The following is a 26,987-nucleotide window of genomic DNA, read 5'->3' on the forward strand; positions in this document are numbered from 1 at the left end:
GAAACCTCATCAATACGTAATGCGCGTGTGCGCGGTATCAGGCGCTTACCGGACTCCGTGTATCACGCGCAGCGAATGAATTCGGGCACCGCGATCATCACATAAACTCTTTGAGTGCCTGGCAACTCTTTTGAATGGACCCTGTGTATAACCATGTTCAAAAAGGGACACATAATGAACACTAAACACGCGCGCACGCGTTCATCGACACCCACCGCCTCTGAGTTGATCACTGCCGTGGAAACGTTTGTTGCCAAAGGCGGTGTTATTGCAGTAATACCCGATGGCAAGACAGCCGGAGCATCCCAGCCTCTCTCTACTGATACTGTACCCGCCACGGACCCCAGGCTTGAATACGCCGGGAAGGTAGAACAGCTGAAGTACCTGGCCGCCAAGGGTGCAGGTTTTACAGCACTGCAGTACTCATTGCGCATGAATAAAAAAGACGTTCGCCAACTGGCTACGGAGAACGGAGTAAGGGTCAATTTCAGCCAGCCCGTGCTCACCACCAAGAGAGAGGCCCGTCATGACAGCACGGATGTCGACGACGTGGTTGCAGGTCACGCCATGCATTATTCGGCGCTGGGCTATACCGTAGCCGAGATTGCCCAGGTACTCGACCTGAGCATCAGCCAGGTATGGAACATCGGCAAGGCCTATCGATTCGAGTTCAGGCAGCATCGGGAGGATACACGCTGAAACACTGCCTTGGCGGCGGCGCAAGAGAACTCAGCTGACCCGGGAGCGCCTGATCGCCCTCTTTTAACTTCTACGGACGCTGTAGGAGAAAAACCAAAACAGCGACAGGCTTCTTACATAGGCTCGTACTGGGCAAAGGGAACACGCTGTCGGAAAACGGCAAGTACATGATTACATTCACTGAGCAACGTCTCTCTTATATAGCCCACCGAGGAAAATACGCTGTCGATATCAAAGAGCACTATACCCACTGAAGCGCAATGAGCCTCCCACAGGACCGACTCGAACACTTGAGAAGGGTGAGCAACTTGTCAGGCAACGTTAACTTGAGAAGAGGCTGAAGACATTAATGTAACGCTACTGCCTCACGGTAGAAGCCAGCCTGAAGTGCGTGAACCCGGCCTCGATACCTTCGGGTTCAGGTACGCCAGAGAACAAGACGCCCCCAAGGCAGCTTCAGATGAAAAAAGCGCGTTATTGAACGCAGATACTGTTGTGCGTGAAACGCATGACGGGCCTTCAGGCATTTGAAGTGCAGCCCGGCAAAGGCTGCACTTCTCTAACACCCGGCGGGATCAGAACAGCTTGCGGCCTTTGTTCGCAGCAATACGCATGCGCAGCGCATTGAGCTTGATAAAGCCAGCCGCATCGGCCTGATCGTAGGCACCTGCGTCATCTTCGAAGGTGGCGATATTGGCATCGAACAGCGAATCATCCGATTTGCGGCCGGTGACGATCACATTGCCCTTGTACAACTTCAGACGTACAACACCGTTTACATGAACCTGGGACGCGTCGATCATCTGCTGCAGCATCAGACGCTCAGGGCTCCACCAGTAGCCGGTGTAGATCAGGCTGGCGTATTTGGCCATGAGTTCGTCCTTGAGGTGGGCGACTTCACGGTCCAGGGTGATCGATTCGATGGCGCGGTGAGCACGCAGCATGATGGTGCCACCCGGGGTCTCGTAGCAGCCACGGGACTTCATACCCACGTAACGGTTTTCGACGATATCCAGACGTCCGATACCGTTTTCGCCGCCGATACGGTTCAGCGTCGCCAGCACGGTGGCTGGCGTCATTTCGACGCCGTCCAGCGCAACGATGTCGCCGTTGCGATAGGTCAGTTCAAGATAAGTCGCAACGTTTGGCGCGTCCTCCGGGGACTTGGTCCAGCGCCACATGTCTTCCTCATGCTCGGTCCAGGTGTCTTCCAGCACGCCGCCTTCATAGGAGATGTGCAACAGGTTGGCATCCATCGAGTACGGGGATTTCTTCTTGCCGTGACGCTCGATCGGAATGTTGTGCTTCTCGGCGTAATCCATCAGCTTTTCACGCGACAGCAAGTCCCATTCACGCCATGGCGCAATGACCTTGACGCCTGGCTTGAGCGCGTAGGCACCCAGCTCGAAACGCACCTGATCATTGCCCTTGCCGGTTGCGCCATGAGAAATGGCGTCAGCGCCGGTTTCGTTGGCGATCTCGATCAGACGCTTGGCGATCAACGGGCGAGCGATGGAAGTACCCAACAGGTACTCGCCTTCATAGACGGTGTTGGCACGGAACATCGGGAACACGAAATCACGCACGAACTCTTCGCGCAGGTCATCGATGTAGATTTCTTTCACGCCCATGGCCTGAGCCTTGGCGCGTGCCGGCTCGACTTCTTCACCCTGACCCAGGTCAGCGGTAAAGGTCACCACTTCGCAGTTGTACGTATCTTGCAGCCACTTGAGGATTACCGAAGTATCCAGGCCACCGGAATACGCGAGAACTACCTTGTTTACGTCCGCCATGCCATCACTCCACCGGGTTGTACGGAAAACCGCTGATTCTACCGTTCAAACCAGTAAATTTACAGGGGCGCGACAGCTTGTGACGACGAGGCGACGTTTAACCGGAGCCGTGTGCGGGTCTCAGGATGTATGTGCTGCGCTGGCCGAAGAGGCTACCGGCACCGGACGTTCATCGGGCGCAACACGCTCCAGATGTACATTCACACGGCGATTGCGTGCACGATTGGCTTCATTGGTGTTAGGCACCAGCGGGTAGCGTTCACCGTGAAAACGCAGGGTGATTTGCTGCTCGGGTACGCCCTGAGCCTTGAGATAATCCATGACCGCCAGCGCACGGCGGCGGGACAGGTCACGGTTGGTAAGACGATTGCCACTGTTGTCCGAATGGCCGTCCAGCTCGATACGATTCACGGTCGGGTCGGCCTTTAAGTAGGCCACCATGTTGTCCAGACGCGCTTTGGCACGGGCATCCAGTTCGATCCCGCCACCGGGAAACCCTACTTCGGCCTGTTTGATCTGATCGAAGTTCATTGGCAGCAGCTTGGCCGTACACGCCTGGTAATCGCTGAACGCCTTGCTGAACTTGACTGGCAGCAAGCGCACTTCCATCTGACCGCCGTCACGGGTGTAGTGGCGAATGAGCGGGCTGCGTCCGTCCATCAGGCCACTGATCAGACGACCAGCCTGGGCCTGGGAGGTATTGAAGGGTATGTCGCCATTGCTGACGCGCACCGATCCCAGGTTGATATCACCGCGCCCCGGTTGCCAGGGCGCCGCAGCGGCCAGCAGGGTCGCGGAACCGTTGCCCAGCACGTTGTATGAAGCCTTGAGGCGAAACGTCGCCTGCTCACCCGCCCGGCGCACGAACTCACCGGCACCGAAGTCGGTGATCGGCTGAGTCAGGCGGCATTCGAACTGATCGCCTTCGACCTTCCACTCGATGCTCTCCAGACGTGTCTGGAAACTGATAGCCATCGCCGGGAGGCTGGCAAACATGCTGAGCAAGGCTAAATATCGCTGGCGCACGGGAGGCTCCACTGGAAATGAACGCGAAACAAAAATGACTGACTGACAAGGGGGCTATCGGTAACTTCGTGCAAAACTTGATAGCGGATGCCTGAGAGAGTCTTTTCCGGTAGCATTCCCAGCGAGTTTGACCCGCCTGGAATCCCCAATGTCTGACCGCCTGACCCTCCTGCGTCCCGACGACTGGCACATTCACCTCCGTGACGGAGCTGTCTTGCCTCATACCGTTGCCGACGTAGCGCGAACTTTTGGCCGCGCAATCATCATGCCCAACCTCGTGCCTCCGGTACGCAACGCGCAGCAAGCCGATGCCTATCGTCAGCGCATTCTGGCTGCACGTCCGGCCGGTAGCCGCTTCGAGCCGTTGATGGTGCTCTACCTCACCGACCAGACCACGCCGCAAGACATTCGTACGGCAAAGGCCAGTGGCTTCGTCCACGCCGCCAAATTGTATCCGGCCGGCGCGACCACCAATTCCGATTCCGGTGTCACCAGCATCGACAAGATCTTCCCTGCCCTCGAGACCATGGCCGAAGTTGGCATGCTGCTACTGGTGCACGGGGAAGTGACACGGGGCGAAATCGACGTGTTCGATCGTGAAAAGGTTTTCATCGATGAACATCTGCGTCGTGTAGTCGAGCGTTTTCCGAACTTGAAAGTGGTGTTTGAACACATCACCACCGGTGAAGCGGTACAGTTCGTCAACGAAGCCTCAGCCAATGTCGCGGCAACCATCACCGCGCATCACCTGTTGTACAACCGCAACCACATGCTGGTCGGCGGAATTCGCCCGCACTTCTACTGCCTGCCGATTCTCAAGCGCAATACGCATCAGGCTTCCTTGCTCGACGCGGCCACCAGCGGCAGCGGCAAGTTCTTCCTGGGTACCGATTCGGCGCCGCATGCCCAGCATGCCAAGGAAAACGCTTGCGGTTGCGCCGGGTGCTACACCGCCTACGCGGCGATCGAACTGTATGCCGAAGCTTTCGAGCAGCGTAACGCTCTGGACAAGCTGGAAGGCTTTGCCAGCCTTCACGGTCCGGCGTTCTACGGCTTGCCAGCCAATCAGGACACCATCACGCTGGTGCGTGACGAGTGGACCGCCCCTGCCAGCCTGCCGTTTGGCGAGTTGACTGTTATCCCGCTGCGCGCTGGTGAAAAACTGCGCTGGCGTCTGGAGGAACACGCGTGAGTGAAGATCATTTTGACGACGAACACGAAGGCCACGGCGGTGGCGGCGGTTCCCGTCACCCGATGGCAGCCCGCTTTCGGGGTTACCTGCCCGTGGTCGTCGACGTAGAAACCGGCGGTTTCAATTCAGCCACCGATGCCTTGCTGGAAATTGCCGCCGTGACCATCGGCATGGACGAGAAAGGCTTCGTGTTCCCTGAACACACCTATTTCTTCCGCGTCGAGCCGTTCGAAGGTGCCAACATCGAAGCCGCTGCGCTGGAGTTCACCGGCATCAAGCTCGACCACCCGCTGCGCATGGCGGTCAGCGAAGAAACCGCGATGAACGACATCTTCCGCGGCGTGCGCAAGGCCCTCAAGGCCAATGGCTGCAAACGCGCAGTGCTGGTCGGCCACAACGCCAGCTTCGACCTCGGCTTCGTCAACGCCGCTGTGGCGCGGATGGACATGAAACGCAACCCGTTTCATCCGTTCTCAAGCTTCGACACCGCCACCCTGGCCGGGCTGGCCTACGGTCAAACCGTCCTGGCCAAGGCCTGTCAGGCCGCTGGAATCGATTTCGACGGGCGTGAGGCCCATTCGGCTCGTTACGATACCGAGAAGACTGCAGAGCTGTTCTGCGGCATCGTCAACCGCTGGAAAGAGATGGGCGGTTGGGAAGACTTCGACGATTAAAGTCGATACGTCACTGAATGAGCCGGCCTTGCGCCGGTTTTTTCAGGCCTGCCTTGAGCGTATGAAAGCATGCACTCATCATGAAACAGACCACTCATCGCTCTACCTGAATCGAACCCAAAACAGTTTTGACAAGCATTCTCATTAACATTAAGCTCCTGGGCACCAAGCAATAAACCAGCGACGGTCCATAGCTTATGTATGTTTGCCTCTGCCAAGGTGTCACAGACGGTCAAATCCGGGATGCAATTCTGGAAGGCTGCTGCAGTTATCGTGAAGTCCGTGAAACTCTGGGTGTTGCGAGTAAATGTGGAAAATGCGCCTGCCTGGCAAAGGAAGTGGTGCGTGACACGCTGACAGAACTGCAAACCACTCAGGCATCGCTGGCCTATCCAGCAGAATTTTCAGCAGCCTGAACCCTCTCTTTTAAAGAACCGGACACCCTGTCCGGTTTTTTTATGCCTGTAATTCAAGCGCTTAGCGTCAAGATGCGGAACTCAAACATTCTTATTCCTATTTAATTTCACTTATTATTCAACCACTTAGGTTTGACAGGCGATTAAGTGCGGCTCACACTCGGCACTTATATACACAAGCCACCGGCAGGACCTCGAACATGAAAGGCGACATCACAGTCATCCAGCATCTCAACAAGATCCTCGGGAACGAGCTGGTCGCTATTAATCAGTACTTTTTGCATGCGCGCATGTATGAAGATTGGGGTCTGAAAAAACTCGGTGGCCATGAGTATCATGAGTCCATCCACGCGATGAAGTACGCTGACAAGCTGATCAAGCGCACGCTGTTTCTGGAAGGTCTGCCCAACCTGCAGGACCTGGGCAAAATCCTGATTGGTGAGCACACCAAAGAGATGCTGGAATGCGACCTGAAGATAGAGCAAAAGGGTCTGGCCGATCTGAAAGCGGCCATTGCTCACTTCGAAACGGTCGGTGACTTTGGCAGCCGAGAACTGCTTGAAGACATCCTTGAGCCCAAGGAAGAACAGATCGACTGGCTCGAGACCCAGCTGGGTCTGATCGTCAAAGTCGGTATAGAGAACTACCTGCAGTCGCAGATGGGGGACTGATTCACCCACCGCGTTGCAATGAAAAAGCTCGCCTCAATCGAGAGCGGGCTTTTTCTTGTGCGTAAAACCATACTAGAGCGCAGGGAACGATAATCTCGACTATCGTGCGACGCTCTGCGTCCCCAATTGACGCAGAGCGTCAAAGCTGCATGCCCACGCTGTGCGCGAGGCTTTACTCGGCCTTGGCGGCGGACGCTTCCTTGACCAACGTCTGCAACGAGCCGTCAGCCATCATTTCGGTAATGATGTCGCTACCACCGACCAGCTCACCGGCAACCCACAGCTGCGGGAAAGTCGGCCAGTTGGCGTACTTTGGCAGGTTGGCGCGGATTTCAGGGTTTTGCAGAATGTCGACATAGGCAAACTTTTCGCCACACGCCATCAATGCCTGGGAAGCCTTGGCCGAAAAGCCGCACTGTGGGGCGTTCGGAGCGCCTTTCATGTAAAGCAGAATGGTGTTGTTGGCAATCTGCTCTTTGATCGTTTCGATGATATCCATGGAGCACCTCGGCTGAATTATCCGACTCAGTTGTCGGCACGGTGGCGCATTGTAACGAAATCCCGAGCATGACGCTCTGTCTTGAGCCTTAACAGGCAGCCACCTGCACCGGCACGCCGTTTAACGCCGCATTGCCGGACAGCGCATCCAGTCGCCGTTCGTCAGTCAGGTCATTGGCACTGACCCCGGGCTGGCTCTTGGCGATCTCCATTTTTACCCCCGAACGCGAATGCCCCCAGCCGTGCGGCAGACTGACCACGCCCGGCATCATGTCCACACTGCTCAGCACCTGCACCTCGATCACCCCGACACGAGAGGTGACCCGAACCTGCTGGCCATCACCAAGACCACGAGCAACAAGATCGTCAGGGTGCATCAGCAGTTGATGGCGTGGCTTGCCCTTCACCAGTCGATGGTAGTTGTGCATCCACGAATTGTTGCTGCGTACATGTCGACGGCCAATCAGCAGCAGATCACCGGGCTTGAAGGCCGGATCGGGAGCAAGGTCGGCCGCAAACCGCGCAAGGTCCGCCATGATCGCTTCGGGTGCCGCCTGAACCCGCCCATTGGCGGTTTTCAGGCGTTCTGTGAGGTTAGGCTTCAAGGCCCCAAGATCCAGACCATGCGGATGACTGGAGAGGGTTTCCAGTGACAGCGAGTAAGGTGACGCATCTCCATAGAAGCCGGCGCGCAACCCGCGATCAATCATCTGCGCCGGTGGCACGGTAGGTTTGAGTTCCCGCTGCGCCCGGGCTGCAAAGGACCTGGCCAGACCGACGAAAATTTCCCAGTCATGCAGCGCACCTTCGGGCTTGGCAAAAATCGCCCGATTGAAGCGGGTGACGTTGCGTACCGCCAGTGTATTGAAGGTGGTGTCGTAGTGATCGTTTTCCAGCGCCGAAGTGGACGGCAGAATCAGGTCGGCGTGGCGCGTGGTCTCGTTGATGTAAAGATCAATGCTTAGCATGAACTCCAGCCCTTCGAGCGCCCGCTCCAATTGACGACCATTGGGCGTCGACAGCACAGGGTTGCCCGCGACTGTCACCAGCGCACGGACCTGCCCTTCCCCCTCCACGAGCATCTCCTCGGCCAGCGCAGAAACCGGTAGCTCGCCACCGTACTCAGGCAGGCCGGACACCCGGCTTTGCCATAGATTGAAATGCCCCCCGGAAGTGGAACTGACAAGGTCGACGGCAGGCTCCGTACACAGCGCCCCGCCGACACGATCCAGGTTGCCGGTTACCAGATTGACCAGTTGCGCCAGCCAGTGGCACAGCGTGCCGAAAGCCTGGGTGGAAACACCCATTCGCCCATAACAGACCGCCTTGTCGGCCGCCGCAAAATCCCGAGCCAGTTGCCGAATCTGCCCGGCTGCAATGCCGCAGCGGGGCGCCATGGCCTCAGCAGTGAAACCGGCAATGGCCTGCCGCACCTGATCCAGACCGTCGACGGGCAAGTGGGTTTCGCGGTTCAGCCCTTCTTCGAACAGGGTGTTCAGCAACCCGAACAGCAGCGCCGCATCACCGCCCGGACGCACGAACAGATGCTGGTCGGCGATGGCTGCCGTCTCGCTGCGGCGCGGGTCGATGACTACCAGTTTGCCACCACGCTGCTGAATGACTTTCAGACGCTTTTCAACGTCAGGCACAGTCATGATGCTGCCGTTGGACGCCAGCGGGTTGCCGCCAAGGATCAACATGAAGTCGGTGTGATCGATATCCGGGATCGGCAACAGCATGCCGTGGCCGTACATTAAAAAGCTGGTGAGGTGGTGCGGCAGTTGATCGACCGAGGTGGCCGAAAAGCGATTGCGGGTCTTGAGCAGACCGAGGAAGTAATTGCTGTGGGTCATCAACCCGTAGTTATGCACGCTGGGGTTGCCCTGATAGACCGCTACCGCGTTCTGTCCATGACGTTGCTGAATGGCGTGGATCCGCTCCGCCACCAGATCGAACGCCTCTTGCCAGGCAATGGGTTGCCATTGGTCACCTATGCGCAGCATCGGCTGGCGCAGGCGATCACGGTCGTTCTGGATGTCTTGCAGCGCGACCGCCTTGGGGCAGATATGACCACGGCTGAAGGTGTCAAGCGGGTCGCCCTTGATCGAGGTAATCCGGGGCGCAGCATCGGGTTGCGAAACAGTTTCGATGACGAGGCCGCAAATGGCCTCGCACAAGTGACAGGCGCGGTAGTGTTCAGTCCGGGTCATCACAGCCTCAGATCTTGTCATGGCAATCCGGTTGACTGCCGAACAATCACTATGGTGCCTTGCAATGACCCGTGCCACTGACGTTCGTCTTGTGAATCGACGTGCATCAGGCGGGCCGATGAGCGGACCGGATCAACCGCCGATAGGCGTCACGACCTTGCGCTGCAACTGGATTTCAGTCACGGTTTCGACTTGCTCTTGAGCCAGGTGAACACCGGTCAGGTCGCCGATCAGACGCCAGTGCTCATCGAGCCCTGAACTGATGGTCGCCATGCGGTCAATCATGCGCCGGCCCGCAGTACGCGTAATTTCGTCCTCGCTGCGCAGCAACTCGAAGGACATCGAGGTCATGGAGGCCGTCAGATGGGTAAGCGTACGAGCGGTCAGCCCGAGTAACTCCGTTAGTTGACGCTCTTTTGAGTCCATTCCCTAGCCCTCGATCAGTAATGTATCGGCAACGATTTATAACCTACGTCCGGCATTAAAGAAACGGTCCTTGTTTCAAGCCCGTGAAGCGCATCGCATTAAGCGCGCCCGCGCAAACACAGACTGTTGCAGGATTGGTACTAATTGCCAAGTGCTATTTGCGCAGTGTACAAATGCTGCCTTCGGAAAAAGCGAAGATGGCTATTAGCCTCCTCAGCTTAGCCAATTTCTGACCCGTCAACACGAAATAACGGTGCTCCCTGAAGCCAAGCGCCGATGGCAGCAATGTTTCAGAAAGATGCATGCTATTGGTAAGACGCGACATTTTTTTATACTATCGCGCCTTTACTATTCGTCGCCTCGTGCGGCTTCCGCCGCAGGTCTCGCCCGTTTTCCCGATAAAAACCGGCTTTGATAACCTGTGGTCTGTTGCAAAAAAGGTAGTTAATCATGAACGCCAGGCACTTTCTCTCGATGATGGATTACACCCCAGACGAACTCCTGGGCTTGATCCGTCGTGGCGTAGAGCTCAAAGACCTGCGAAATCGCGGTATGCTTTTTGAGCCGCTGAAGAACCGGGTGCTGGGGATGATTTTCGAGAAATCCTCGACACGTACCCGTCTTTCTTTCGAAGCAGGGATGATTCAACTGGGTGGTCAGGCCATCTTCTTGTCCCATCGAGACACCCAGTTAGGCCGTGGCGAGCCGATTGCCGACAGCGCGAAAGTGATGTCACGCATGCTCGATGCGGTGATGATCCGTACCTATGCGCACAGCAATCTGACCGAATTCGCCGCCAATTCCCGTGTACCGGTCATCAATGGCCTGTCGGATGACCTGCACCCCTGCCAGTTGCTCGCCGACATGCAGACTTTTCTGGAGCATCGCGGCTCGATCAAGGGCAAAACTGTCGCCTGGATCGGTGATGGCAACAACATGTGCAACAGCTATATAGAAGCGGCGATTCAGTTCGACTTCCAGTTGCGTGTGGCCTGCCCTGCGGGCTACGAGCCAAACGCCGAGTTCCTGGCACTGGCGGGAGAGCGTGTCACCGTGGTCCGCGATCCCGAAGCCGCAGTTGCCGGCGCACATCTGGTCAGCACCGATGTGTGGACCTCAATGGGCCAGGAAGAGGAAACCGCCCGGCGCAAGAAGTTGTTCGCGCCGTTTCAGGTCACGCGCGCCCTGCTCGACCTGGCTGACAAGGGCGTGCTGTTCATGCACTGCCTGCCCGCCCATCGCGGCGAAGAAATCAGCATCGACCTGCTGGATGATTCACGCTCGGTCGCCTGGGATCAGGCGGAAAATCGCCTGCATGCGCAGAAAGCGTTGCTGGAGTTTCTGGTCGCGCCGTCCTGCAAGCCAGCATGAAACCGTTGCTGCTGAACTTGCGCAACCTCGCTTGCGGCTATCAGAACCAGCGCGTGGTGCAGGATCTGAACCTGCACCTCAACGCGGGTGATATCGGCTGCCTGCTGGGCTCATCGGGCTGCGGCAAGACCACGACACTGCGCGCCATTGCCGGTTTCGAACCCATCGATGCGGGCGAGATCACTCTCGCAGGCGAAGTCATCTCCCGTCCGGGCTGGACTCTGGCACCCGAGAAACGCCGCATCGGCATGGTATTTCAGGACTACGCACTGTTTCCGCACTTGAGCGTCGCCGATAACATTGCATTCGGTATTCGCAGCCATACGCGTCTGAAACATGTCATCGCCGAACTGCTTGAGCTGGTCAACCTGGGTGCATTAGGCAAACGCTATCCCCACGAACTGTCCGGTGGACAGCAACAACGTGTGGCGCTGGCCAGAGCACTGGCGCCTGAGCCGCAACTGCTGTTGCTCGATGAGCCCTTTTCCAACCTGGACGGCGAGCTGCGCCGGAGGTTGAGCCATGAAGTGCGCGATATTCTCAAGGCGCGTGGCACCAGCGCGATTCTGGTGACTCATGACCAGGAAGAGGCTTTCGCCGTCAGCGACCATGTCGGCGTATTCAAGGAGGGTCGTCTGGAGCAGTGGGACACACCTTACAACCTGTATCACGAACCCCGAACCCCTTATGTCGCCAGCTTCATCGGCCAGGGTTATTTCATTCGCGGGCAGATGATAGAGCCGGAATCAGTGCACACCGAACTGGGTGTCTTGCGCGGCAACCGGGCCTATCCGGGCGTCAGCGGCAGCGCCGTGGATGTTTTGCTACGACCTGACGATATCGTCTATGCGCCGAACAGCGATCTGAGAGCACGGGTAATCGGGCGAACGTTTCAGGGTGCCTCGACGTTGTACCGTCTGCGGCTCTCTACCGGCAGCCAGCTTGAAGCTGTTTTCCCCAGCCATGCCGATCACAACCCCGGCGAGGAAGTCGGTATTCGTGTAGCGGCTGAACATCTGGTGTTGTTTGCAGCGCCAGGCAGCATTGCGGCCCATACGCTCAACAACTGAGCCGCAGGTCATTCCCTGCCAATCGGTGCAAACATGGCCTGAGTATGCTCGGCCAGCACCGCAGCCGAAAGCTCAACCTCAAGACCCCGCCTCCCGGCACTCACATAAATACGCTCAAACCGCTGTGCAGTTTCGTCAATAAAGGTGCGCAGGCGCTTTTTCTGACCCAGCGGGCTGATGCCACCCAACAGATAACCCGTTGAGCGCTGCGCCGCCGCAGGGTCAGCCATTTCGGTTTTCTTGGCCCCGGCAGCGTGCGCCAGAGCCTTTAGATCAAGTGTTCCGACGACCGGCACGACAGCAACCAGCAATTCACCTTTTTCGGTACTGGCCAACAGCGTCTTGAAAACCCGCGCTGGCTCCAGCCCCAGCTTTTCCGCTGCTTCCAGGCCATATGAGGCCGCTTTCGGGTCATGTTCATAACTGTGAATGCGATGTTCGGCGCGAAGCTTTTTCAGCAAATCCAGTGCGGGTGTCATGCAACGCTCCAAGGAGTGACGGATGCACGACACTTTAAGCCAAGTAAAGTGAACATGCCTTGATTCACGCTATCTGCAACCCTGATGGCTTTTTGACAACGGCGTGAATTTTTCCGGTATAAAGCGGCTGTGCGGGGCCGCATCGATTTTCTGACCGTTCGGTTCCGACCTTTGACAGCGTTGTTTCTTGTCTATATTTTTTCGTTTACGAATATTATCGAAAGCGATTTTTCGGTATAACTCGCATCAGCGATCAGAAATGGGGTTTTTCTGATACGCACGAATAACGAGCACCCGGGCCTGTCTCAGGGTGCCGAGACAAAAACAAAAATGAGGTATCCATGACCATCGCACTAAAACAACCGACACTCACCGGGCAATGTGTAGCTGAATTTCTTGGCACCGCGCTGATGATATTTTTCGGCACAGGATGCGTTGCAGCGCTCAAGGTCGCGGGAGCCACTTTCGGCTTGTGGGAAATTTGCATCATCTGGGGCATGGCAGTCAGCATGGGGATCTACCTCAGCGCAGGTATTTCAGGTGCTCATCTCAACCCGGCCGTCAGCATTGCGCTGAGTCTGTTTGCCGGATTCGAAAAACGTAAATTGCCTTTTTACATCTCGGCGCAGATAGCCGGCGCGTTCTGTGGGGCTGGTTTGGTGTACCTGTTGTACATCAGCCTCTTTTTCGACTTCGAACATGCGCACCACATCATTCGCGGCAGCGAGCAGAGCCTTGAACTGGCGTCGGTATTCTCGACCTATCCTAACCCTGCCATTTCGGTGGGTCAGGCATTTCTGGTCGAAGTGGTCATTACCACCATTCTGATGGGCGTCATCATGGCCCTGGGCGATGACAACAACGGGCTGCCACGCGGCGCGCTGGCCCCGTTGCTGATCGGCCTGCTGGTTGCGGTGATTGGCAGTGCCATGGGCCCGCTGACCGGCTTTGCCATGAATCCGGCTCGCGACTTCGGTCCAAAGCTGATGACGTTCTTCGCAGGCTGGGGTGAAATAGCCTTCACCGGCGGTCGTGACATTCCTTATTTTCTGGTTCCGATTTTTGCACCCATCCTGGGTGCCTGCCTCGGTGCAGCCGGTTATCGCGCGCTGATTGCGCGTCATCTGCCGAGCGCCGTTCCTGTTGAAAACGAAAAAGATGCTCCAGTGGTTCGCGGCAAAGTTCAGGCTTCATCTTGAATTCCACTCAATTTGAATCTCACTCAACTGAATCCCACCCAACAATGCAAGGCAATCGACATGACTGACACACAGAACAAGAACTACATCATTGCTCTTGACCAGGGCACCACCAGCTCGCGCGCTATCATTTTCGACCGCGACGCCAATGTGGTGAGCACTGCCCAAAGCGAATTCGTACAGCATTATCCGCAGGCAGGCTGGGTCGAGCACGACCCGATGGAGATCTTCGCCACACAAACCGCTTGCATGACCAAAGCGCTGGCGCAGGCGGACCTGCACCACAACCAGATCGCAGCCATCGGCATTACCAACCAACGCGAAACCACAGTCATCTGGGAACGCGAAACCGGTCGCCCTATCTACAACGCAATTGTCTGGCAGTGCCGACGCAGCACCGAGATCTGCCAGCAACTCAAGCGCGACGGTCTTGAGGAATACATCAAGGACACCACAGGCCTGGTGATTGACCCGTACTTCTCCGGCTCCAAGGTCAAGTGGATCCTCGACAATGTGGAAGGCAGTCGCGAGCGTGCCCGCAAAGGCGAGTTGATGTTCGGCACGATCGATACCTGGCTGATCTGGAAATTCACCGGCGGCAAGGTTCACGTCACCGACTACACCAACGCCTCGCGGACCATGCTGTTCAACATTCATACACTGGAATGGGATCAGCGCATGCTCGACGTGCTGGACATCCCGCGCGAGATACTGCCAGAGGTCAAAGCCTCTTCCGAAGTCTACGGTCACAGCAAAAGCGGCATCCCTATTGCCGGTATCGCAGGCGACCAGCAGGCAGCGCTGTTCGGTCAGATGTGCGTCGAACCCGGCCAGGCCAAGAACACCTACGGCACTGGCTGCTTCCTGCTGATGAACACCGGTAAAAAAGCCGTGAAATCGGCACATGGCATGCTGACCACCATCGGCTGCGGCCCTCGTGGTGAAGTCGCCTATGCGCTGGAAGGCGCCGTATTCAACGGTGGCTCGACCGTGCAATGGCTGCGCGACGAACTCAAACTCATCAACGATGCGCTGGACACCGAATACTTTGCCAGCAAGGTCAAGGACAGCAACGGCGTGTATCTGGTACCCGCCTTCACAGGTCTGGGCGCACCTTACTGGGACCCGTACGCACGAGGCGCATTGTTCGGTCTGACCCGTGGCGTGAAAGTCGACCACATTATCCGTGCGGCGCTGGAGTCCATCGCTTATCAGACCCGTGACGTGCTCGATGCCATGCAACAGGACTCCGGCGAACGCCTCAAGTCGTTGCGCGTGGACGGCGGTGCAGTTGCCAATAACTTCCTGATGCAGTTCCAGGCAGACATTCTCGGCACCCACGTCGAGCGTCCACAAATGCGTGAAACGACAGCGTTGGGTGCTGCGTTCCTGGCTGGCCTGGCGATCGGCTTCTGGAGCAGCCTGGACGAATTGCGCAACAAGGCCGTGATCGAGCGCGTCTTCGAACCTTCCTGCGAAGAGGCGCACCGCGAGAAACTTTACGCAGGCTGGCAAAAAGCCGTGGCACGAACCCGCGACTGGGAACCGCACGAAAACGAGGAGTGATCCCGGCTGTTGTAGGGAGCAGGCAGGATTCCGGCTGACAGGTCACACTTTCCTGCGGCATGATGGGCGCCATTTGTAGAGGGCGCTCAAGGAAAAACAATGAACCTGCCTCCCCGCCAACAACAGATCCTCGAACTGGTCCGCGACCGCGGTTACGTCAGCATCGAGGAAATGGCGACGCTGTTCGTCGTGACCCCACAAACCATCCGCCGCGATATCAATCAGCTGGCGGAAATGAACCTGCTGCGTCGCTATCACGGCGGCGCGGCCTATGACTCCAGCATCGAAAACACCGCCTACGCCATGCGTGCGGATCAGATGCGCGACGAAAAACAACGGATCGCCGAGGCCATCGCAGCGCAGATCCCGGACAATGCCTCGCTGTTCATCAATATCGGCACCACTACCGAATCCATCGCACGCGCCCTGCTCAACCACAGCAATCTGAAGGTCATCACCAATAACCTGCATGTCGCGTCGATCCTCAGTGCCAAGGATGATTTCGAGGTCCTGATCGCAGGCGGCAATGTGCGTCGTGACGGCGGCGTCGTGGGCCAGGGCAGTATCGACTTCATTACCCAGTTCAAAGTGGACTTCGCGCTGGTCGGCATCAGCGGCATTGATGAGGACGGCAGCCTGCTGGATTTCGATTATCAGGAAGTACGGGTTTCTCAGGCGATCATCGCCAATGCACGCAAAGTGCTCCTGGCGGCGGACTCCAGCAAGTTCGGGCGCAATGCCATGGTCAGGCTCGGACCGATCACCCTGATCGATTGCCTGGTCACCGACCAGCCTCCGGTGCCTGCGCTTCAGCAACTTCTTACGCAGCACAAGATTCGCCTGGAAGTGGTTTGATCGTGAAGAACCTGAGGCGTTCCGAAGGCAATGCTCTGCGTTGACCTGCCGCTCTGCATCCGCCCCTGTCTCTGCAGCGCCTCGTGGACTCGTGACACAGAGCGTCACCCAGGGCATTCCCACGCGGGAGCGTGAGGAACGAGGCGTGTCTGGCCCGGAGCGTGCGGAACGAACAATGCCCGCAAGAACACTGTCGTGCCAATGCCTCGCGTTGGCATGCAGTTCTGGGCGCTCTGCGTCCTTCCCCGCATCTGCGATGTGGCTCAGATTTTTGACGCGAGGCGTCACCCACGGGCTTTCCCGCGTTTGAGCATGAAAAGCATGAGGCGTCCGGGGTCAATCATCCGCGCACAAATCCCGCCCTACAATGTTCATTTTTGTTCTTTTCCTGATTCAGTCATCAGTATTTTCAATCGATACGTGCTGGCAAGGGCAATTTTATTGAGCTATTATTTTCGAAAATGAACATCAATGTTCAGATTCGCCTTTCGAGCGTTGCTCACGAATTGTCCAGGAGGCCACCAATGCCCCACACTACTGTGCCAACCCCGCCCCTCTCCGAGGTCTACGACATTGCCGTGATTGGCGGTGGCATCAACGGTGTCGGTATTGCAGCGGATGCCTCCGGTCGCGGCCTGTCGGTTTTTCTGTGCGAGAAAGACGATCTTGCCAGCCACACGTCATCGGCCAGCAGCAAGCTGATTCACGGTGGCCTGCGCTATCTTGAGCACTATGAGTTTCGTCTGGTGCGCGAGGCTCTGGCAGAGCGCGAAGTGTTGCTCGCCAAGGCTCCGCACATTGTGAAGCCTATGCGCTTTGTATTGCCCCATCGTCCACACCTGCGTCCAGCATGGATGATTCGTGCCGGGATGTTCCTGTACGACAACCTCGGCAAACGTGAAAAGCTGCCAGCATCACGGACCATTCGTTTTGGTGCGGACAGCCCGCTCAACCCGAGCATCACCCGCGGTTTCGAGTACTCCGACTGCTGGGTCGACGATGCTCGTCTGGTGGTGCTGAACGCCATGGCCGCCCGTGAGAGCGGTGCACACATTCATACACAGACCCGCTGTGTCAGTGCCCGCCGCATCAAAGGTATGTGGCATCTGCATCTGGAACGAAGCGATGGCAGCCTGTTTTCGATCCATGCCAAGGCACTGGTCAATGCCGCAGGCCCGTGGGTAGCCAAGTTTATCCGTGAAGACCTCAAACTCGAGTCTGCCTACGGTATTCGCCTGATTCAGGGCAGCCACCTCATCGTGCCGAAACTGTACGAAGGCGAGCACGCGTTCATTCTGCAAAACGAAGATAAACGCATCGTGTTCACAATCCCGTATCTGGAGCACTTCACCATTGTCGGCACCACCGACCGCGAATATCAGGGCGACCCGAACAAGGTTGATATCACTGATGGTGAAATGGATTACGTGCTTAAAGTGGCCAACGACCACTTCAAGAAGCAGCTGACTCGTGCGGACGTTCTGCATACCTATTCGGGTGTGCGTCCGTTGTGCAACGACGAATCCGATAACCCGTCGGCGATCACCCGCGATTACACGCTGTCGCTGTCGGGCAGCGGCGATGAGGCACCGATCCTGTCGGTGTTCGGCGGCAAGCTGACGACTTATCGCAAACTGGCTGAATCGGCGATGTCACAGCTGGCACCCTTCTTCAAACAGATGAAGCCGAGCTGGACGGCCAAGGCTGCTCTGCCTGGCGGTGAGGACATGACCACGCCTGAAGCACTGGCAGCTGAAATGACCCGTCGCTTCAGCTGGCTGCCTGCCCCTATCGCCAAACGCTGGTCAATTACCTATGGCAGCCGCAGCTGGCGCTTGTTAGAGGGCGCGCACAGCCTGGAAGACCTCGGCCAGCATCTGGGTGCCGGTCTGTATACCCGTGAGGTCGATTACCTGTGCGATCAGGAATGGGCCACCAGCATCGAAGACATCCTGTGGCGCCGCACCAAACTCGGCTTGTTCACCACGCCTGAAGAGCAGGCCGCTGTGCGCAGCTACCTGGAAACCGTTGCACGCAACAAGGCCTCCATCGAGGCAGCCTGACCGCTTGAATACAGTCTGTTCACCCGCCGTCGGGTGAACAGACTGTATACCCCGCCGCTCATTTCCCCCTCCCTGAATCCTTGCGATTGCATTCGGTTTTCCGAACACCCTGCCTTGCCTTATTCGGCTTACCGGACACATCCATGCCGAACACAGTGCTCATTTAAAAATAAAACCCTTTAAATTCAGTGCATTGATAACAAAAACCTGTTTGGCACGACTCGTGCTCTAGAGTCTGGACCGAGCGTTTCGACAGGGGCGTGTGTCTGGATCTGGACGCCGTTGAAGCATTCGCCAAGAAGCGGGCCGCAGCCATTGCGGCTCCATCAATAAAAATGAAATCAAGGATTCATCCATGCGCATCGTTCCCCACGTATTGGGCGCAGCTATCACTGCCGCTCTGATCAGCACCCCGGTTTTCGCTGCCGAACTCACCGGCACCCTGAAGAAGATCAAAGAGTCCGGCACTATCACCCTGGGTCATCGTGACGCTTCCATCCCGTTTTCCTACATCGCAGATGCTACAGGCGTGCCGATGGGCTACTCGCATGACATCCAGTTGAAGATCGTCGAGGCCATCAAGAAAGACCTGGACATGCCTGACCTCAAGGTCAAGTACAACCTGGTGACCTCTCAGACCCGCATTCCGCTGGTTCAGAACGGCACCGTCGACGTGGAATGCGGGTCGACTACCAACAACGTCGAGCGTCAGCAGCAGGTCGATTTCTCCATCGGCATCTTCGAAGTCGGTACGCGTCTGCTGTCGAAAAAGGATTCCAGCTACAAGGACTTCGATGACCTGAAAGGCAAGAACGTCGTCACCACCGCGGGCACTACATCCGAGCGCATCCTGAAGGCGATGAATGCCGACAAGCAGATGGGCATGAACGTGATCTCGGCCAAGGACCATGGCGAATCCTTCCAGATGCTCGAGTCCGGCCGTGCGGTCGCGTTCATGATGGACGACGCGTTGCTGGCAGGCGAAATGGCCAAGGCCAGGAAGCCGGTCGACTGGGCGGTAACCGGTACTGCGCAATCCTATGAAATCTACGGTTGCATGGTTCGCAAAGGCGACGCCCCGTTCAAGAAGGCCGTGGATGACGCCATTGTCGCCACCTTCAAATCCGGCGACATCAACGCTATCTACAGCAAGTGGTTCATGTCGCCAGTCCCTCCGAAAGGCCTGAATCTGAATTTTCCGATGAGCGACAAACTCAAGGAGCTGATTCAGAACCCCACCGACAAGGCTGCTGAAGACAAAGAAGCCTGAGTAGCCGGTTGACCTGACTGCATCCCGGACGGGCACCGCCGGTTCGGGATCGGCTCATCACTTTCGCCTGACGACAGTGCGTGCATTTCGATAGCAACAAGAAGAGGGGGAGACCCTGATGAATTACAACTGGGACTGGGGCGTGTTCTTCAAGTCCACCGGCGTCGGCAGTGAGACTTATCTGGACTGGTTCATCTCCGGTCTGGGCTGGACCATCGCCATCGCTGTAGTTGCCTGGATCATTGCCTTGATACTGGGTTCGGTACTGGGCGTCATGCGCACTGTACCCAGCCGTCTGGTATCGGGTATCGCCACGGTATACGTGGAAATTTTTCGTAACGTGCCACTGCTGGTGCAGCTGTTCATCTGGTACTTCCTGGTGCCCGACCTGCTGCCGGAAAACCTTCAGGAGTGGTACAAGCAGGACCTCAACCCGACCACCTCTGCGTTCTTGAGCGTGGTGGTCTGCCTGGGACTGTTTACCGCTGCCCGGGTCTGCGAACAGGTACGTACCGGCATTGAAGCATTGCCAAAAGGCCAGGAATCGGCCGCACGTGCCATGGGTTTCAAACTGCCGCAGATCTACTGGAACGTGCTGTTGCCGCAGGCTTACCGGATCATCATTCCGCCGCTTACTTCCGAATTTCTGAACGTGTTCAAGAACTCATCGGTAGCGTCGCTGATCGGCCTGATGGAGCTGCTTGCACAGACCAAACAGACCGCCGAGTTTTCCGCCAACCTGTTTGAAGCCTTCACGCTCGCAACCCTCATCTACTTCACGCTGAACATGAGCCTGATGCTGCTGATGCGCATGGTCGAGAAGAAAGTCGCCGTGCCCGGACTCATCTCGCTGGGGGGCAAATAATGGACTTCACTGGAATCGTTCCAGCCATTCCCGGCCTGTGGAACGGCATGCTCATGACCTTGAAGCTGATGGCGATGGGCGTCGTTGGCGGCCTGGTGCTCGGCACCCTGCTGGCACTGATGCGTCTGTCATCGAACAAATGGCTGGCCAATGTGGCTGGTGCCTACGTGAACTACTTCCGTTCGATCCCGCTGCTGCTGGTGATCACCTGGTTCTACCTCGCAGTGCCATTCGTGTTGCGCTGGATTACCGGTGAAGACACGCCGATCGGGGCGTTCGCCTCCTGTGTCGTGGCCTTCATGATGTTCGAAGCCGCGTACTTCTGCGAAATCGTCCGTGCCGGTGTACAGTCGATCTCCAAGGGACAAATGGGTGCAGCCCAGGCGCTGGGCATGAACTACTCGCAGATGATGCGATTGATCATCCTGCCTCAGGCGTTTCGCAAGATGACCCCGCTGTTGCTGCAACAGAGCATCATTCTGTTCCAGGACACCTCTCTGGTGTACACCGTGGGCCTTGTGGACTTTCTCAACGCATCGCGCTCCAGCGGCGACATCATCGGCCGCGCAAACGAGTTCCTGATCATTGCCGGTCTGGTGTATTTCACGATCAGCTTCGCCGCCTCGCTGCTGGTGAAGCGTCTGCAAAAAAGGTTTGCCGTATGATTTCCATCAAAAACGTCAACAAGTGGTATGGCGATTTCCAGGTACTGACCGATTGCAGCACCGAGGTCAGCAAAGGTGAAGTGGTTGTGGTGTGCGGGCCGTCCGGCTCCGGCAAATCGACCCTGATCAAATGCGTGAACGCCCTGGAACCGTTTCAGAAAGGCAATATTGTCGTCGACGGCACATCAATTTCCGATTCGAAAACCAACCTGCCGAAACTGCGCTCGCGGGTCGGCATGGTGTTTCAGCATTTCGAACTGTTCCCGCACCTGAGCATTGTTGAAAACCTGACCATCGCGCAGATCAAGGTGCTGGGCCGCAGCAAGGCCGAAGCGACCGAGAAAGGCCTGAAACTGCTCGACCGGGTGGGCCTCTCCGAGCACGCCCACAAGCACCCTGGCCAGCTTTCCGGTGGTCAGCAACAGCGTGTCGCCATTGCTCGCGCACTGGCGATGGACCCGGTGGTCATGCTGTTCGACGAACCCACTTCCGCACTGGACCCGGAAATGGTCAATGAAGTGCTCGACGTCATGGTTCAACTGGCACACGAAGGCATGACCATGATGTGCGTGACCCACGAAATGGGCTTCGCTCGCAAGGTGGCCAATCGAGTGATTTTCATGGACAAGGGCCAGATCGTCGAAGACTGTGCGAAAGAAGAATTCTTCGGCGACGTCAGCGCACGCTCGGAACGCGCCCAGCAATTTCTCGCCAAGATTCTCCAGCACTAGACAGTGCCGGCTGCCCGCGCTTTCGCGGGCAGCTGTTCGGTTCAGGATGACTGTGATGAAATGCGACTCCACTCTGTATCGCGCCGCGCCGCCATCACTCGCCGTGAAACCCCGTCTGATCCGCCAACTGTTTTTGCCACCGCTGATCCTCATGCTGATGATCGGGCTGGGCTATGTCGCCTACCTGATCAGTGAACACAGCGGCATCAAGAGTTTGCGCGAGACAGGTGAACGCCAGCTGGAGCTGCACGCTCGCACGGTCGAGAGCGAAATCAGCAAATACACCTACCTGCCCAGCGTTCTGGAGCTTGAATCCAGCGTTTCGCAACTGCTGAACAAGCCGAGTCCCGAGCTTCAACAGCAGGTCAACCGCTACCTGGAAGGGATGAACCGACGCAGTGGCAGCCGAGCCATTTATGTGATGGACACCACCGGTCGGGTACTGGCCACCAGCAACTGGCGCGACTCCGACAGCTATCAAGGCGAGGACCTTTCCTTCCGCGCCTATTTTCAGGACGCCGTGCGCGGCCTGCCCGGCCGCTTTTACGGCATCGGCACCACCACAGGCGAATCGGGGTACTACCTTGCTCACGGCCTGGAAGACAAAGGCATGATCATCGGTGTCGCGGTGATCAAGGTGCGCCTGGAAGCACTGGAAGAACGCTGGCAACGGGCGCGTCTGGAGGCCTTCGTAAGCGACGAGAACGGCATCATCATTCTTTCCAGCGACCCTGCTCGCCGTCTGAAATCAGTGCGCCCACTGACCCCGGCGGTCAAGGAGCGCCTGGCCCGCAGTCTGCAATACTACTGGTGGCCGCTCAACGAGCTGGTACCACTGGAACGGGAAACACTGTCCGATGGCGTCGAAAAGCTTGTCTTTCCGGCCAACGTCAGTGTTGACCGGGAACACAAGCAAGTCAGTTATCTGGCCCAGAGCCGGCCGCTGAGCGACACATCCTGGCACCTGACACTGCTTACGCCCCTGGAAGACCTGCGCCGTGAAGCGGCGAATCAGGGCATGCTGGTGGCCGTGGCCTGCGCGCTGGTGACCTTTCTGCTGATTGCCTGGAACGAGCGACGCAAGGTGATCTCGACCCGGCTTGCCGCCAGAGAGGCGCTGCAGGCGGCGAACAATGAGCTGGAACGCAAGATCGCCGAACGTACCGAACACCTTCGTGCCAGCAACGAACGCCTCAAGGCGCAGATCCGCGAACGAAGACAGGCCGAAGACACTTTGCGCCGAGCCCAGGACGAGCTGGTACAGGCTGGAAAGCTGGCTGCCATCGGTCAGATGTCGACCAGCATCGCTCATGAACTGAACCAGCCTCTGGCAGCATTGCGCACCTTGTCCGGCAATACCGTGCGATTTCTGGAGCGAGGTGCGCTGGACACTGCCAGCGCCAACCTGCGCACCATCAATGATCTGGTCGACCGTATGGGGCGGATCACTGCCAGCCTGCGCGCATTCGCCCGGCGCGGCGACGATCAGGGCCTGGCGCAACTGAGCAAGGCCGTCGACGCGGCGGTACAGTTGCTGAGCGTGCGTCTGGAGCAATCCGGTCTGACGCTGCATCGACATTTCGTCGACGCCACCCTGACCATCGACCAGACCCGGCTGGAGCAGATCCTGGTCAATCTTATCGGCAATGCGCTGGATGCCATGTTCGACCAGCCGCAGCCCGAGTTGTGGCTCGCCGGATCGATCGAAGACGGCCGTTATCGCCTGCGGGTGCGAGATAACGGACACGGCGTCGGCGCCGAAGCGCGCAAGCACCTGTTCGAACCTTTTTTCACCACCAAACCAGGCGAGCAAGGCCTGGGGCTGGGCTTGACACTGTCGGCGAGCCTTGCCGCCGCAGCCGGGGGCAATCTGAGCGCCGAGCATCCGGGTGACGGCGGCACAGTGTTTGTCCTGAGCCTGCCGTTTGTCCCCGATTCCCCGACTGCACCTGGCCCGGGTGGACTGACATGAGACGACACCCATGAGCATAAACAGCGACCTGACCGTCCTGATCGTCGAAGACGACCCGCATGTATTGCTCGGCTGCCAGCAAGCCCTCGCGCTGGAAGACATTGCCAGCGAAGGCGTAGCCAGCGCCGAAGATGCTCTGAAGCGCATCGGTGACAATTTTGCCGGTATCGTCATCAGTGACATCCGTTTGCCGGGTATCGACGGCCTTGAGTTGCTTAGCCGTCTCAAGGCTCGTGACAGCAGCCTGCCGGTCGTGCTGATCACCGGTCATGGCGACATCACCATGGCCGTCAATGCAATGCGCGATGGTGCTTACGATTTCATGGAGAAACCCTTTTCTCCCGAGCGTCTGGTCGACGTAACCCGACGCGCGCTCGAGCAGCGCGGGCTGGCCAGGGAAGTCTGGGCGTTGCGCAAGCAACTGGCCGAACGCGATTCGCTGGAAGGCCGGATAATCGGCCGCTCTCCCGCAATGCAAAACCTGCGTGCATTGATTGCCAATGTCGCCGACACCTCCGCCAATGTGCTTATCGAAGGCGAGACCGGTACTGGCAAGGAGCTCGTCGCGCGCTGCCTGCATGACTTCAGTCGGCGCAAGGACAGCCAGTTCGTAGCCCTCAATTGCGGCGGGCTGGCAGAAAGCCTGTTCGAGTCGGAGATCTTCGGGCACGAAGCCAATGCCTTTACCGGCGCAGGCAAACGGCGCATCGGCAAAATAGAACACGCCCACAATGGCACGCTGTTTCTCGATGAAGTGGAAAGCATGCCGGTCAATCTGCAGATCAAGTTGTTGCGCGTCCTTCAGGAGCGAACCCTTGAACGGCTTGGCTCCAATCAGACCGTTGCCGTGGATTGCCGAGTCATTGCGGCGACCAAGTCCGACCTTAATGCCCTGAGCAAGACCAATCAGTTTCGCAGCGACCTGTACTACCGCCTGAACGTCGTCACGCTGGAACTGCCGCCATTGCGTGAGCGCCGTGAAGACATTCTGCAATTGTTCGAACACTTCCTGCAGTTGTCGTCGCTGCGCTTTGACCGCGAGCCGCCATTGCTGGACCGGCAAACCAGTTCGAACCTGATGAGCCACGACTGGCCGGGCAATGTACGGGAACTGCGCAACGTCGCCGAGCGCTTTGCCCTGGGTCTGCCCGCGTTCAAGCAGACAGGCACGGTCAGTGAAAATGAAAGCCTGGGGTTTGCCGAAGCGGTTGAAGCCTTCGAACGATCATTGCTCAGCGAAGCCTTGCAACGCAGCGGCGGCAACCTCAGCCAGGCCAGTCAGGAACTGGGCATGGCCAAGACCACGTTGTTTGACAAGGTCAAGAAATACGGGCTTTGAGCACTGCGTCCGCTCTTGAGTGTGCGTGGGCATGCCTTTGCGGGCGCTCTGCGTCCGATCCTGCACAGGCAGTACGTTACTGCGATTCACCGACAATCTGGCGGATCGCGCTGACGAATACCTCGACCGGCTGACCGCCCGATACGGCGTACTGGTCGTTGAAGACCATGGTCGGCACCGAAGTAATACCGCGGGATGTCCAGAGTTGTTCGGCTTCGCGGACCTCGGCAGTATACTCACCGCTGTCCAGGATGGCCTGAGCCCGCAAACGGTCCAGGCCGACCTTCTGCGCCACGTCTGCCAAGGCCTGGTGACTGGACGGGTCTTTAAGGTCGCTGAAATAGGCGTCGAACAGTGCCTGCTTCAAGGCGTGCTGCCTGCCTTGCTGCTCGGCCCAGTGCAACAGGCGGTGAGCATCGAACGTGTTGTAGATACGTCGCTCGCCCTTGGCAAAGGTGAAGCCCAGCTCAGCACCGCGCTCACGAATCGTCTCGTGAATGGCTTCGATCTGTTCTGGCGTAGAGCCATATTTTTCGGCGATGTGCTCTTTGATGTCCTGCCCTTCGGCAGGCATGTTCGGGTTCAACTCGAAAGGCTGGAAGTGGATGTGCGCTTGCACTTCATCACCCAGCGCCTCCAGCGCCTGATCCAGCGCACGCAGGCCGATGACGCACCAAGGGCAGGAAACATCGGAGATGAAGTCGATCTTCAGTGCAGTTGTCATGCCGACCCTCGCTCAATAAACAAAGGCCATACGATACACCTCTGTCAGTGCCTTACAACCGGCCCGGCCTCACAACTGAGCCAGGCTTCTGCCATCTTCGTGCTGAGCTTTCAGGTACGGCAGCACCGCCCCGAGCAATGGTGCCTTGAAGGCTTCCTGAAAACGGTGTGCCAACCCCGGAATCAGGCGCAGCTGGCTGCCCTGGATATGCGCGGCCACATGCACACCGTGCATGACCGGCAGCAACGGATCAGCCGTGCCGTGCACCACCAGCACCGGCAGACGCAAGCGGTTGAGCAACTCCACACGGCTTGGCTCGGCCAGAATAGCCATGATCTGACGCTTGACACCCTCGGGATTGAAGGCCCGGTCATAGGACACAGCAGCCTGGTGCAGCAGTTGCCTGCGATCATCCTTGACCTGCGGGCTGCCAAGCGCCGCAAGCAGGTCAGCCTGCTGCTCGATCGCCATTTCCCGGTTTGGCGCACCGCGGCGCGCCAACAGTTGCATCAGTGCCGCGCTGGGCATAGGCAAGCCCTGGGCTCCGGAGCTGGTCATGATCAGCGTCAGGCTTTCAACCCGCGAGGGTGCCAGATCGGCCAGATGCTGGGCAATCATGCCGCCCATGCTTGCCCCCAGCACGTGAAACTGACGGACCTGCAACGCATCCATCAAGCCCAAGGCATCATCAGCCATATCGGTCAGCGAATAAGGTGCCGAGACTGGCAGGCCAAGCTTATAGCGCAGCACTTCAAACGTCAGATTGGCCTCGGCGGGTTGTTGCACCCACGACGACAGGCCTACATCGCGATTGTCATAGCGAATCACCCGGTAGCCCTGCTGACATAGCGCGACCACCACTTCATCCGGCCAATGAATCAACTGCCCACCCAGCCCCATCACCAACAACAAGGCGGGGTCGGACTCGCTGCCAATACTTTGATAGGCAATCCGCACCTCCTTGAGGTCAGCCATCTGTACAGGAACATCGACATCACAACGATCGGCCGCAAAAGACGGCAAGCCGCACAGAAGCGCGGCCAGAAAAATTAAAACCCGCATGAAAAACACCAAAAAACAGATCCCCAGTAGGCCGCGAGTCTGATGATGTTTCGCCAGGCGCGCTGCCACACTTTCGTGACAATTTGATGAATGGCGCTGAGTGGTAGGGAATCAGTTGCACGCCGCCAGCCTCAATCGACCAGCTGGCGTG

25 protein-coding genes are annotated in these 26,987 nt (G+C 57.7%); 17 read left to right on the forward strand and 8 right to left on the reverse strand.

From position 1 onward, the window contains the following. Positions 1 to 174 precede the first annotated feature (174 nt). The gene (locus MME58_RS19930; RefSeq protein ID WP_082427519.1) at positions 175 to 699 is read left to right on the forward strand and encodes a hypothetical protein; all 525 of its coding nucleotides are present in this window, start codon (positions 175 to 177) and stop codon (positions 697 to 699) included. Positions 700 to 1,274: 575 nt separating this feature from the next. Here MME58_RS19930 and MME58_RS19935 read toward each other — a convergent pair. Together MME58_RS19935 and MME58_RS19940 are read right to left on the reverse strand one after the other, a co-directional pair. After that, positions 1,275 to 2,492 (reverse strand): argininosuccinate synthase, encoded by a 1,218-nt coding sequence (locus MME58_RS19935; RefSeq protein WP_003363593.1) that lies wholly within the window; start codon positions 2,490 to 2,492, stop codon positions 1,275 to 1,277. Between the two features lie 120 nt (positions 2,493 to 2,612). Next, a complete protein-coding gene (locus MME58_RS19940) occupies positions 2,613 to 3,518 on the reverse strand; it encodes a flagellar protein MotY (RefSeq protein ID WP_054987205.1) in 906 nt (301 codons plus the stop codon). A 148-nt stretch (positions 3,519 to 3,666) separates the two neighbouring features. On the opposite strand from MME58_RS19940, the gene pyrC reads away from it, so the two are divergent. From pyrC to bfr, 4 genes are all read left to right on the forward strand, one after another. Then, positions 3,667 to 4,710 carry a dihydroorotase gene (gene pyrC / locus MME58_RS19945; RefSeq protein WP_054987204.1) on the forward strand — a complete coding sequence of 348 codons (1,044 nt, stop codon included), beginning with the start codon at positions 3,667 to 3,669 and terminating at the stop codon, positions 4,708 to 4,710. Then, positions 4,707 to 5,384 carry a ribonuclease T gene (gene rnt / locus MME58_RS19950; protein WP_003363600.1) on the forward strand — a complete coding sequence of 226 codons (678 nt, stop codon included), beginning with the start codon at positions 4,707 to 4,709 and terminating at the stop codon, positions 5,382 to 5,384. Before pyrC ends, rnt begins: the two co-directional genes overlap by 4 nt. A gap of 197 nt (positions 5,385 to 5,581) precedes the next feature. Then, entirely contained in the window at positions 5,582 to 5,800 is a 219-nt protein-coding gene (locus tag MME58_RS19955) for a bacterioferritin-associated ferredoxin (RefSeq protein ID WP_002554850.1), read from the forward strand. Between the two features lie 200 nt (positions 5,801 to 6,000). After that, positions 6,001 to 6,471 carry a bacterioferritin gene (gene bfr, locus MME58_RS19960; protein WP_005889341.1) on the forward strand — a complete coding sequence of 157 codons (471 nt, stop codon included), beginning with the start codon at positions 6,001 to 6,003 and terminating at the stop codon, positions 6,469 to 6,471. A gap of 172 nt (positions 6,472 to 6,643) precedes the next feature. Here bfr and grxD read toward each other — a convergent pair whose 3' ends face one another. The 3 genes from grxD to MME58_RS19975 form a co-directional block, all read right to left on the reverse strand. Further along, the gene (gene grxD, locus MME58_RS19965; protein WP_002554852.1) at positions 6,644 to 6,970 is read right to left on the reverse strand and encodes a Grx4 family monothiol glutaredoxin; all 327 of its coding nucleotides are present in this window, start codon (positions 6,968 to 6,970) and stop codon (positions 6,644 to 6,646) included. An 88-nt stretch (positions 6,971 to 7,058) separates the two neighbouring features. Continuing rightward, complete coding sequence (locus tag MME58_RS19970; protein WP_055006394.1) at positions 7,059 to 9,179, reverse strand: molybdopterin oxidoreductase family protein; 2,121 nt, start codon at positions 9,177 to 9,179, stop codon at positions 7,059 to 7,061. A gap of 132 nt (positions 9,180 to 9,311) precedes the next feature. Then, positions 9,312 to 9,605, reverse strand: coding sequence for a hypothetical protein (locus tag MME58_RS19975; RefSeq protein ID WP_054987202.1), 294 nt, complete (start codon positions 9,603 to 9,605; stop codon positions 9,312 to 9,314). A 450-nt stretch (positions 9,606 to 10,055) separates the two neighbouring features. Between MME58_RS19975 and argF the strand changes: the two genes are divergently transcribed. Beyond that, entirely contained in the window at positions 10,056 to 10,976 is a 921-nt protein-coding gene (argF, locus tag MME58_RS19980; RefSeq protein WP_054987201.1) for an ornithine carbamoyltransferase, read from the forward strand. After that, positions 10,973 to 12,046: an ABC transporter ATP-binding protein gene (locus MME58_RS19985; RefSeq protein WP_055006395.1), complete on the forward strand. Its 1,074-nt coding sequence runs from the start codon at positions 10,973 to 10,975 to the stop codon at positions 12,044 to 12,046. Before argF ends, MME58_RS19985 begins: the two co-directional genes overlap by 4 nt. Positions 12,047 to 12,054: 8 nt before the next feature. On the opposite strand, the gene ybaK is transcribed toward MME58_RS19985, so the two are convergent. Beyond that, a complete protein-coding gene (gene ybaK, locus MME58_RS19990) occupies positions 12,055 to 12,525 on the reverse strand; it encodes a Cys-tRNA(Pro) deacylase (RefSeq protein ID WP_054987199.1) in 471 nt (156 codons plus the stop codon). A gap of 341 nt (positions 12,526 to 12,866) precedes the next feature. On the opposite strand from ybaK, the gene MME58_RS19995 reads away from it, so the two are divergent. The 10 genes from MME58_RS19995 to aauR all read left to right on the forward strand — a co-directional run bounded on the left by MME58_RS19995 (position 12,867) and on the right by aauR (position 25,050). Then, positions 12,867 to 13,724: an MIP/aquaporin family protein gene (locus MME58_RS19995; RefSeq protein ID WP_054987198.1), complete on the forward strand. Its 858-nt coding sequence runs from the start codon at positions 12,867 to 12,869 to the stop codon at positions 13,722 to 13,724. A gap of 60 nt (positions 13,725 to 13,784) precedes the next feature. Further along, the gene (glpK, locus tag MME58_RS20000; RefSeq protein WP_054987197.1) at positions 13,785 to 15,290 is read left to right on the forward strand and encodes a glycerol kinase GlpK; all 1,506 of its coding nucleotides are present in this window, start codon (positions 13,785 to 13,787) and stop codon (positions 15,288 to 15,290) included. Positions 15,291 to 15,389: 99 nt separating this feature from the next. Then, entirely contained in the window at positions 15,390 to 16,145 is a 756-nt protein-coding gene (locus MME58_RS20005; RefSeq protein ID WP_054987196.1) for a DeoR/GlpR family transcriptional regulator, read from the forward strand. A 524-nt stretch (positions 16,146 to 16,669) separates the two neighbouring features. Continuing rightward, positions 16,670 to 18,208 carry a glycerol-3-phosphate dehydrogenase gene (gene glpD / locus MME58_RS20010; RefSeq protein ID WP_055006396.1) on the forward strand — a complete coding sequence of 513 codons (1,539 nt, stop codon included), beginning with the start codon at positions 16,670 to 16,672 and terminating at the stop codon, positions 18,206 to 18,208. Between the two features lie 355 nt (positions 18,209 to 18,563). Beyond that, complete coding sequence (locus tag MME58_RS20015; protein ID WP_055006397.1) at positions 18,564 to 19,478, forward strand: glutamate/aspartate ABC transporter substrate-binding protein; 915 nt, start codon at positions 18,564 to 18,566, stop codon at positions 19,476 to 19,478. A gap of 118 nt (positions 19,479 to 19,596) precedes the next feature. Next, positions 19,597 to 20,343, forward strand: a complete 747-nt coding sequence (locus MME58_RS20020) for an amino acid ABC transporter permease (protein ID WP_055006398.1) — start codon at positions 19,597 to 19,599, stop codon at positions 20,341 to 20,343. Next, positions 20,340 to 21,008, forward strand: a complete 669-nt coding sequence (locus tag MME58_RS20025) for an amino acid ABC transporter permease (RefSeq protein WP_174518954.1) — start codon at positions 20,340 to 20,342, stop codon at positions 21,006 to 21,008. Before MME58_RS20020 ends, MME58_RS20025 begins: the two co-directional genes overlap by 4 nt. Continuing rightward, complete coding sequence (locus MME58_RS20030) at positions 21,005 to 21,739, forward strand: amino acid ABC transporter ATP-binding protein (RefSeq protein WP_054987191.1); 735 nt, start codon at positions 21,005 to 21,007, stop codon at positions 21,737 to 21,739. Before MME58_RS20025 ends, MME58_RS20030 begins: the two co-directional genes overlap by 4 nt. A gap of 55 nt (positions 21,740 to 21,794) precedes the next feature. Beyond that, a complete protein-coding gene (gene aauS, locus MME58_RS20035; protein WP_055006399.1) occupies positions 21,795 to 23,711 on the forward strand; it encodes a two-component sensor histidine kinase AauS in 1,917 nt (638 codons plus the stop codon). Positions 23,712 to 23,721: 10 nt separating this feature from the next. After that, positions 23,722 to 25,050 (forward strand): two-component response regulator AauR, encoded by a 1,329-nt coding sequence (gene aauR / locus MME58_RS20040; protein ID WP_054988504.1) that lies wholly within the window; start codon positions 23,722 to 23,724, stop codon positions 25,048 to 25,050. A 76-nt stretch (positions 25,051 to 25,126) separates the two neighbouring features. Here the strand turns inward: aauR and MME58_RS20045 are convergent, their stop codons facing one another. Together MME58_RS20045 and MME58_RS20050 are read right to left on the reverse strand one after the other, a co-directional pair. Next, a complete protein-coding gene (locus MME58_RS20045) occupies positions 25,127 to 25,774 on the reverse strand; it encodes a DsbA family oxidoreductase (RefSeq protein ID WP_054988503.1) in 648 nt (215 codons plus the stop codon). Positions 25,775 to 25,843: 69 nt separating this feature from the next. Further along, a complete protein-coding gene (locus tag MME58_RS20050; protein WP_082427520.1) occupies positions 25,844 to 26,836 on the reverse strand; it encodes an alpha/beta fold hydrolase in 993 nt (330 codons plus the stop codon). Positions 26,837 to 26,987 lie beyond the last annotated feature (151 nt).

This window comes from Pseudomonas syringae pv. tagetis (assembly GCF_022557255.1).
GTDB lineage: Bacteria > Pseudomonadota > Gammaproteobacteria > Pseudomonadales > Pseudomonadaceae > Aquipseudomonas > Aquipseudomonas caricapapayae.

Excerpts from the sequence above, each read along its gene's own strand:
- MME58_RS19930 (WP_082427519.1), top strand. The coding sequence starts at position 175 with ATGAACACTAAACACGCGCGCACGCGTTCATCGACACCCACCGCCTCT.
- MME58_RS19935 (WP_003363593.1), bottom strand. The coding sequence starts at position 2,492 with ATGGCGGACGTAAACAAGGTAGTTCTCGCGTATTCCGGTGGCCTGGAT.
- pyrC (WP_054987204.1), top strand. The coding sequence starts at position 3,667 with ATGTCTGACCGCCTGACCCTCCTGCGTCCCGACGACTGGCACATTCAC.
- MME58_RS19955 (WP_002554850.1), top strand. The coding sequence starts at position 5,582 with ATGTATGTTTGCCTCTGCCAAGGTGTCACAGACGGTCAAATCCGGGAT.
- bfr (WP_005889341.1), top strand. The coding sequence starts at position 6,001 with ATGAAAGGCGACATCACAGTCATCCAGCATCTCAACAAGATCCTCGGG.
- grxD (WP_002554852.1), bottom strand. The coding sequence starts at position 6,970 with ATGGATATCATCGAAACGATCAAAGAGCAGATTGCCAACAACACCATT.
- MME58_RS19970 (WP_055006394.1), bottom strand. The coding sequence starts at position 9,179 with ATGACCCGGACTGAACACTACCGCGCCTGTCACTTGTGCGAGGCCATT.
- MME58_RS19975 (WP_054987202.1), bottom strand. The coding sequence starts at position 9,605 with ATGGACTCAAAAGAGCGTCAACTAACGGAGTTACTCGGGCTGACCGCT.
- argF (WP_054987201.1), top strand. The coding sequence starts at position 10,056 with ATGAACGCCAGGCACTTTCTCTCGATGATGGATTACACCCCAGACGAA.
- MME58_RS19985 (WP_055006395.1), top strand. The coding sequence starts at position 10,973 with ATGAAACCGTTGCTGCTGAACTTGCGCAACCTCGCTTGCGGCTATCAG.
- ybaK (WP_054987199.1), bottom strand. The coding sequence starts at position 12,525 with ATGACACCCGCACTGGATTTGCTGAAAAAGCTTCGCGCCGAACATCGC.
- MME58_RS19995 (WP_054987198.1), top strand. The coding sequence starts at position 12,867 with ATGACCATCGCACTAAAACAACCGACACTCACCGGGCAATGTGTAGCT.
- glpK (WP_054987197.1), top strand. The coding sequence starts at position 13,785 with ATGACTGACACACAGAACAAGAACTACATCATTGCTCTTGACCAGGGC.
- MME58_RS20005 (WP_054987196.1), top strand. The coding sequence starts at position 15,390 with ATGAACCTGCCTCCCCGCCAACAACAGATCCTCGAACTGGTCCGCGAC.
- glpD (WP_055006396.1), top strand. The coding sequence starts at position 16,670 with ATGCCCCACACTACTGTGCCAACCCCGCCCCTCTCCGAGGTCTACGAC.
- MME58_RS20015 (WP_055006397.1), top strand. The coding sequence starts at position 18,564 with ATGCGCATCGTTCCCCACGTATTGGGCGCAGCTATCACTGCCGCTCTG.
- MME58_RS20020 (WP_055006398.1), top strand. The coding sequence starts at position 19,597 with ATGAATTACAACTGGGACTGGGGCGTGTTCTTCAAGTCCACCGGCGTC.
- MME58_RS20030 (WP_054987191.1), top strand. The coding sequence starts at position 21,005 with ATGATTTCCATCAAAAACGTCAACAAGTGGTATGGCGATTTCCAGGTA.
- aauS (WP_055006399.1), top strand. The coding sequence starts at position 21,795 with ATGAAATGCGACTCCACTCTGTATCGCGCCGCGCCGCCATCACTCGCC.
- aauR (WP_054988504.1), top strand. The coding sequence starts at position 23,722 with ATGAGCATAAACAGCGACCTGACCGTCCTGATCGTCGAAGACGACCCG.
- MME58_RS20045 (WP_054988503.1), bottom strand. The coding sequence starts at position 25,774 with ATGACAACTGCACTGAAGATCGACTTCATCTCCGATGTTTCCTGCCCT.
- MME58_RS20050 (WP_082427520.1), bottom strand. The coding sequence starts at position 26,836 with ATGCGGGTTTTAATTTTTCTGGCCGCGCTTCTGTGCGGCTTGCCGTCT.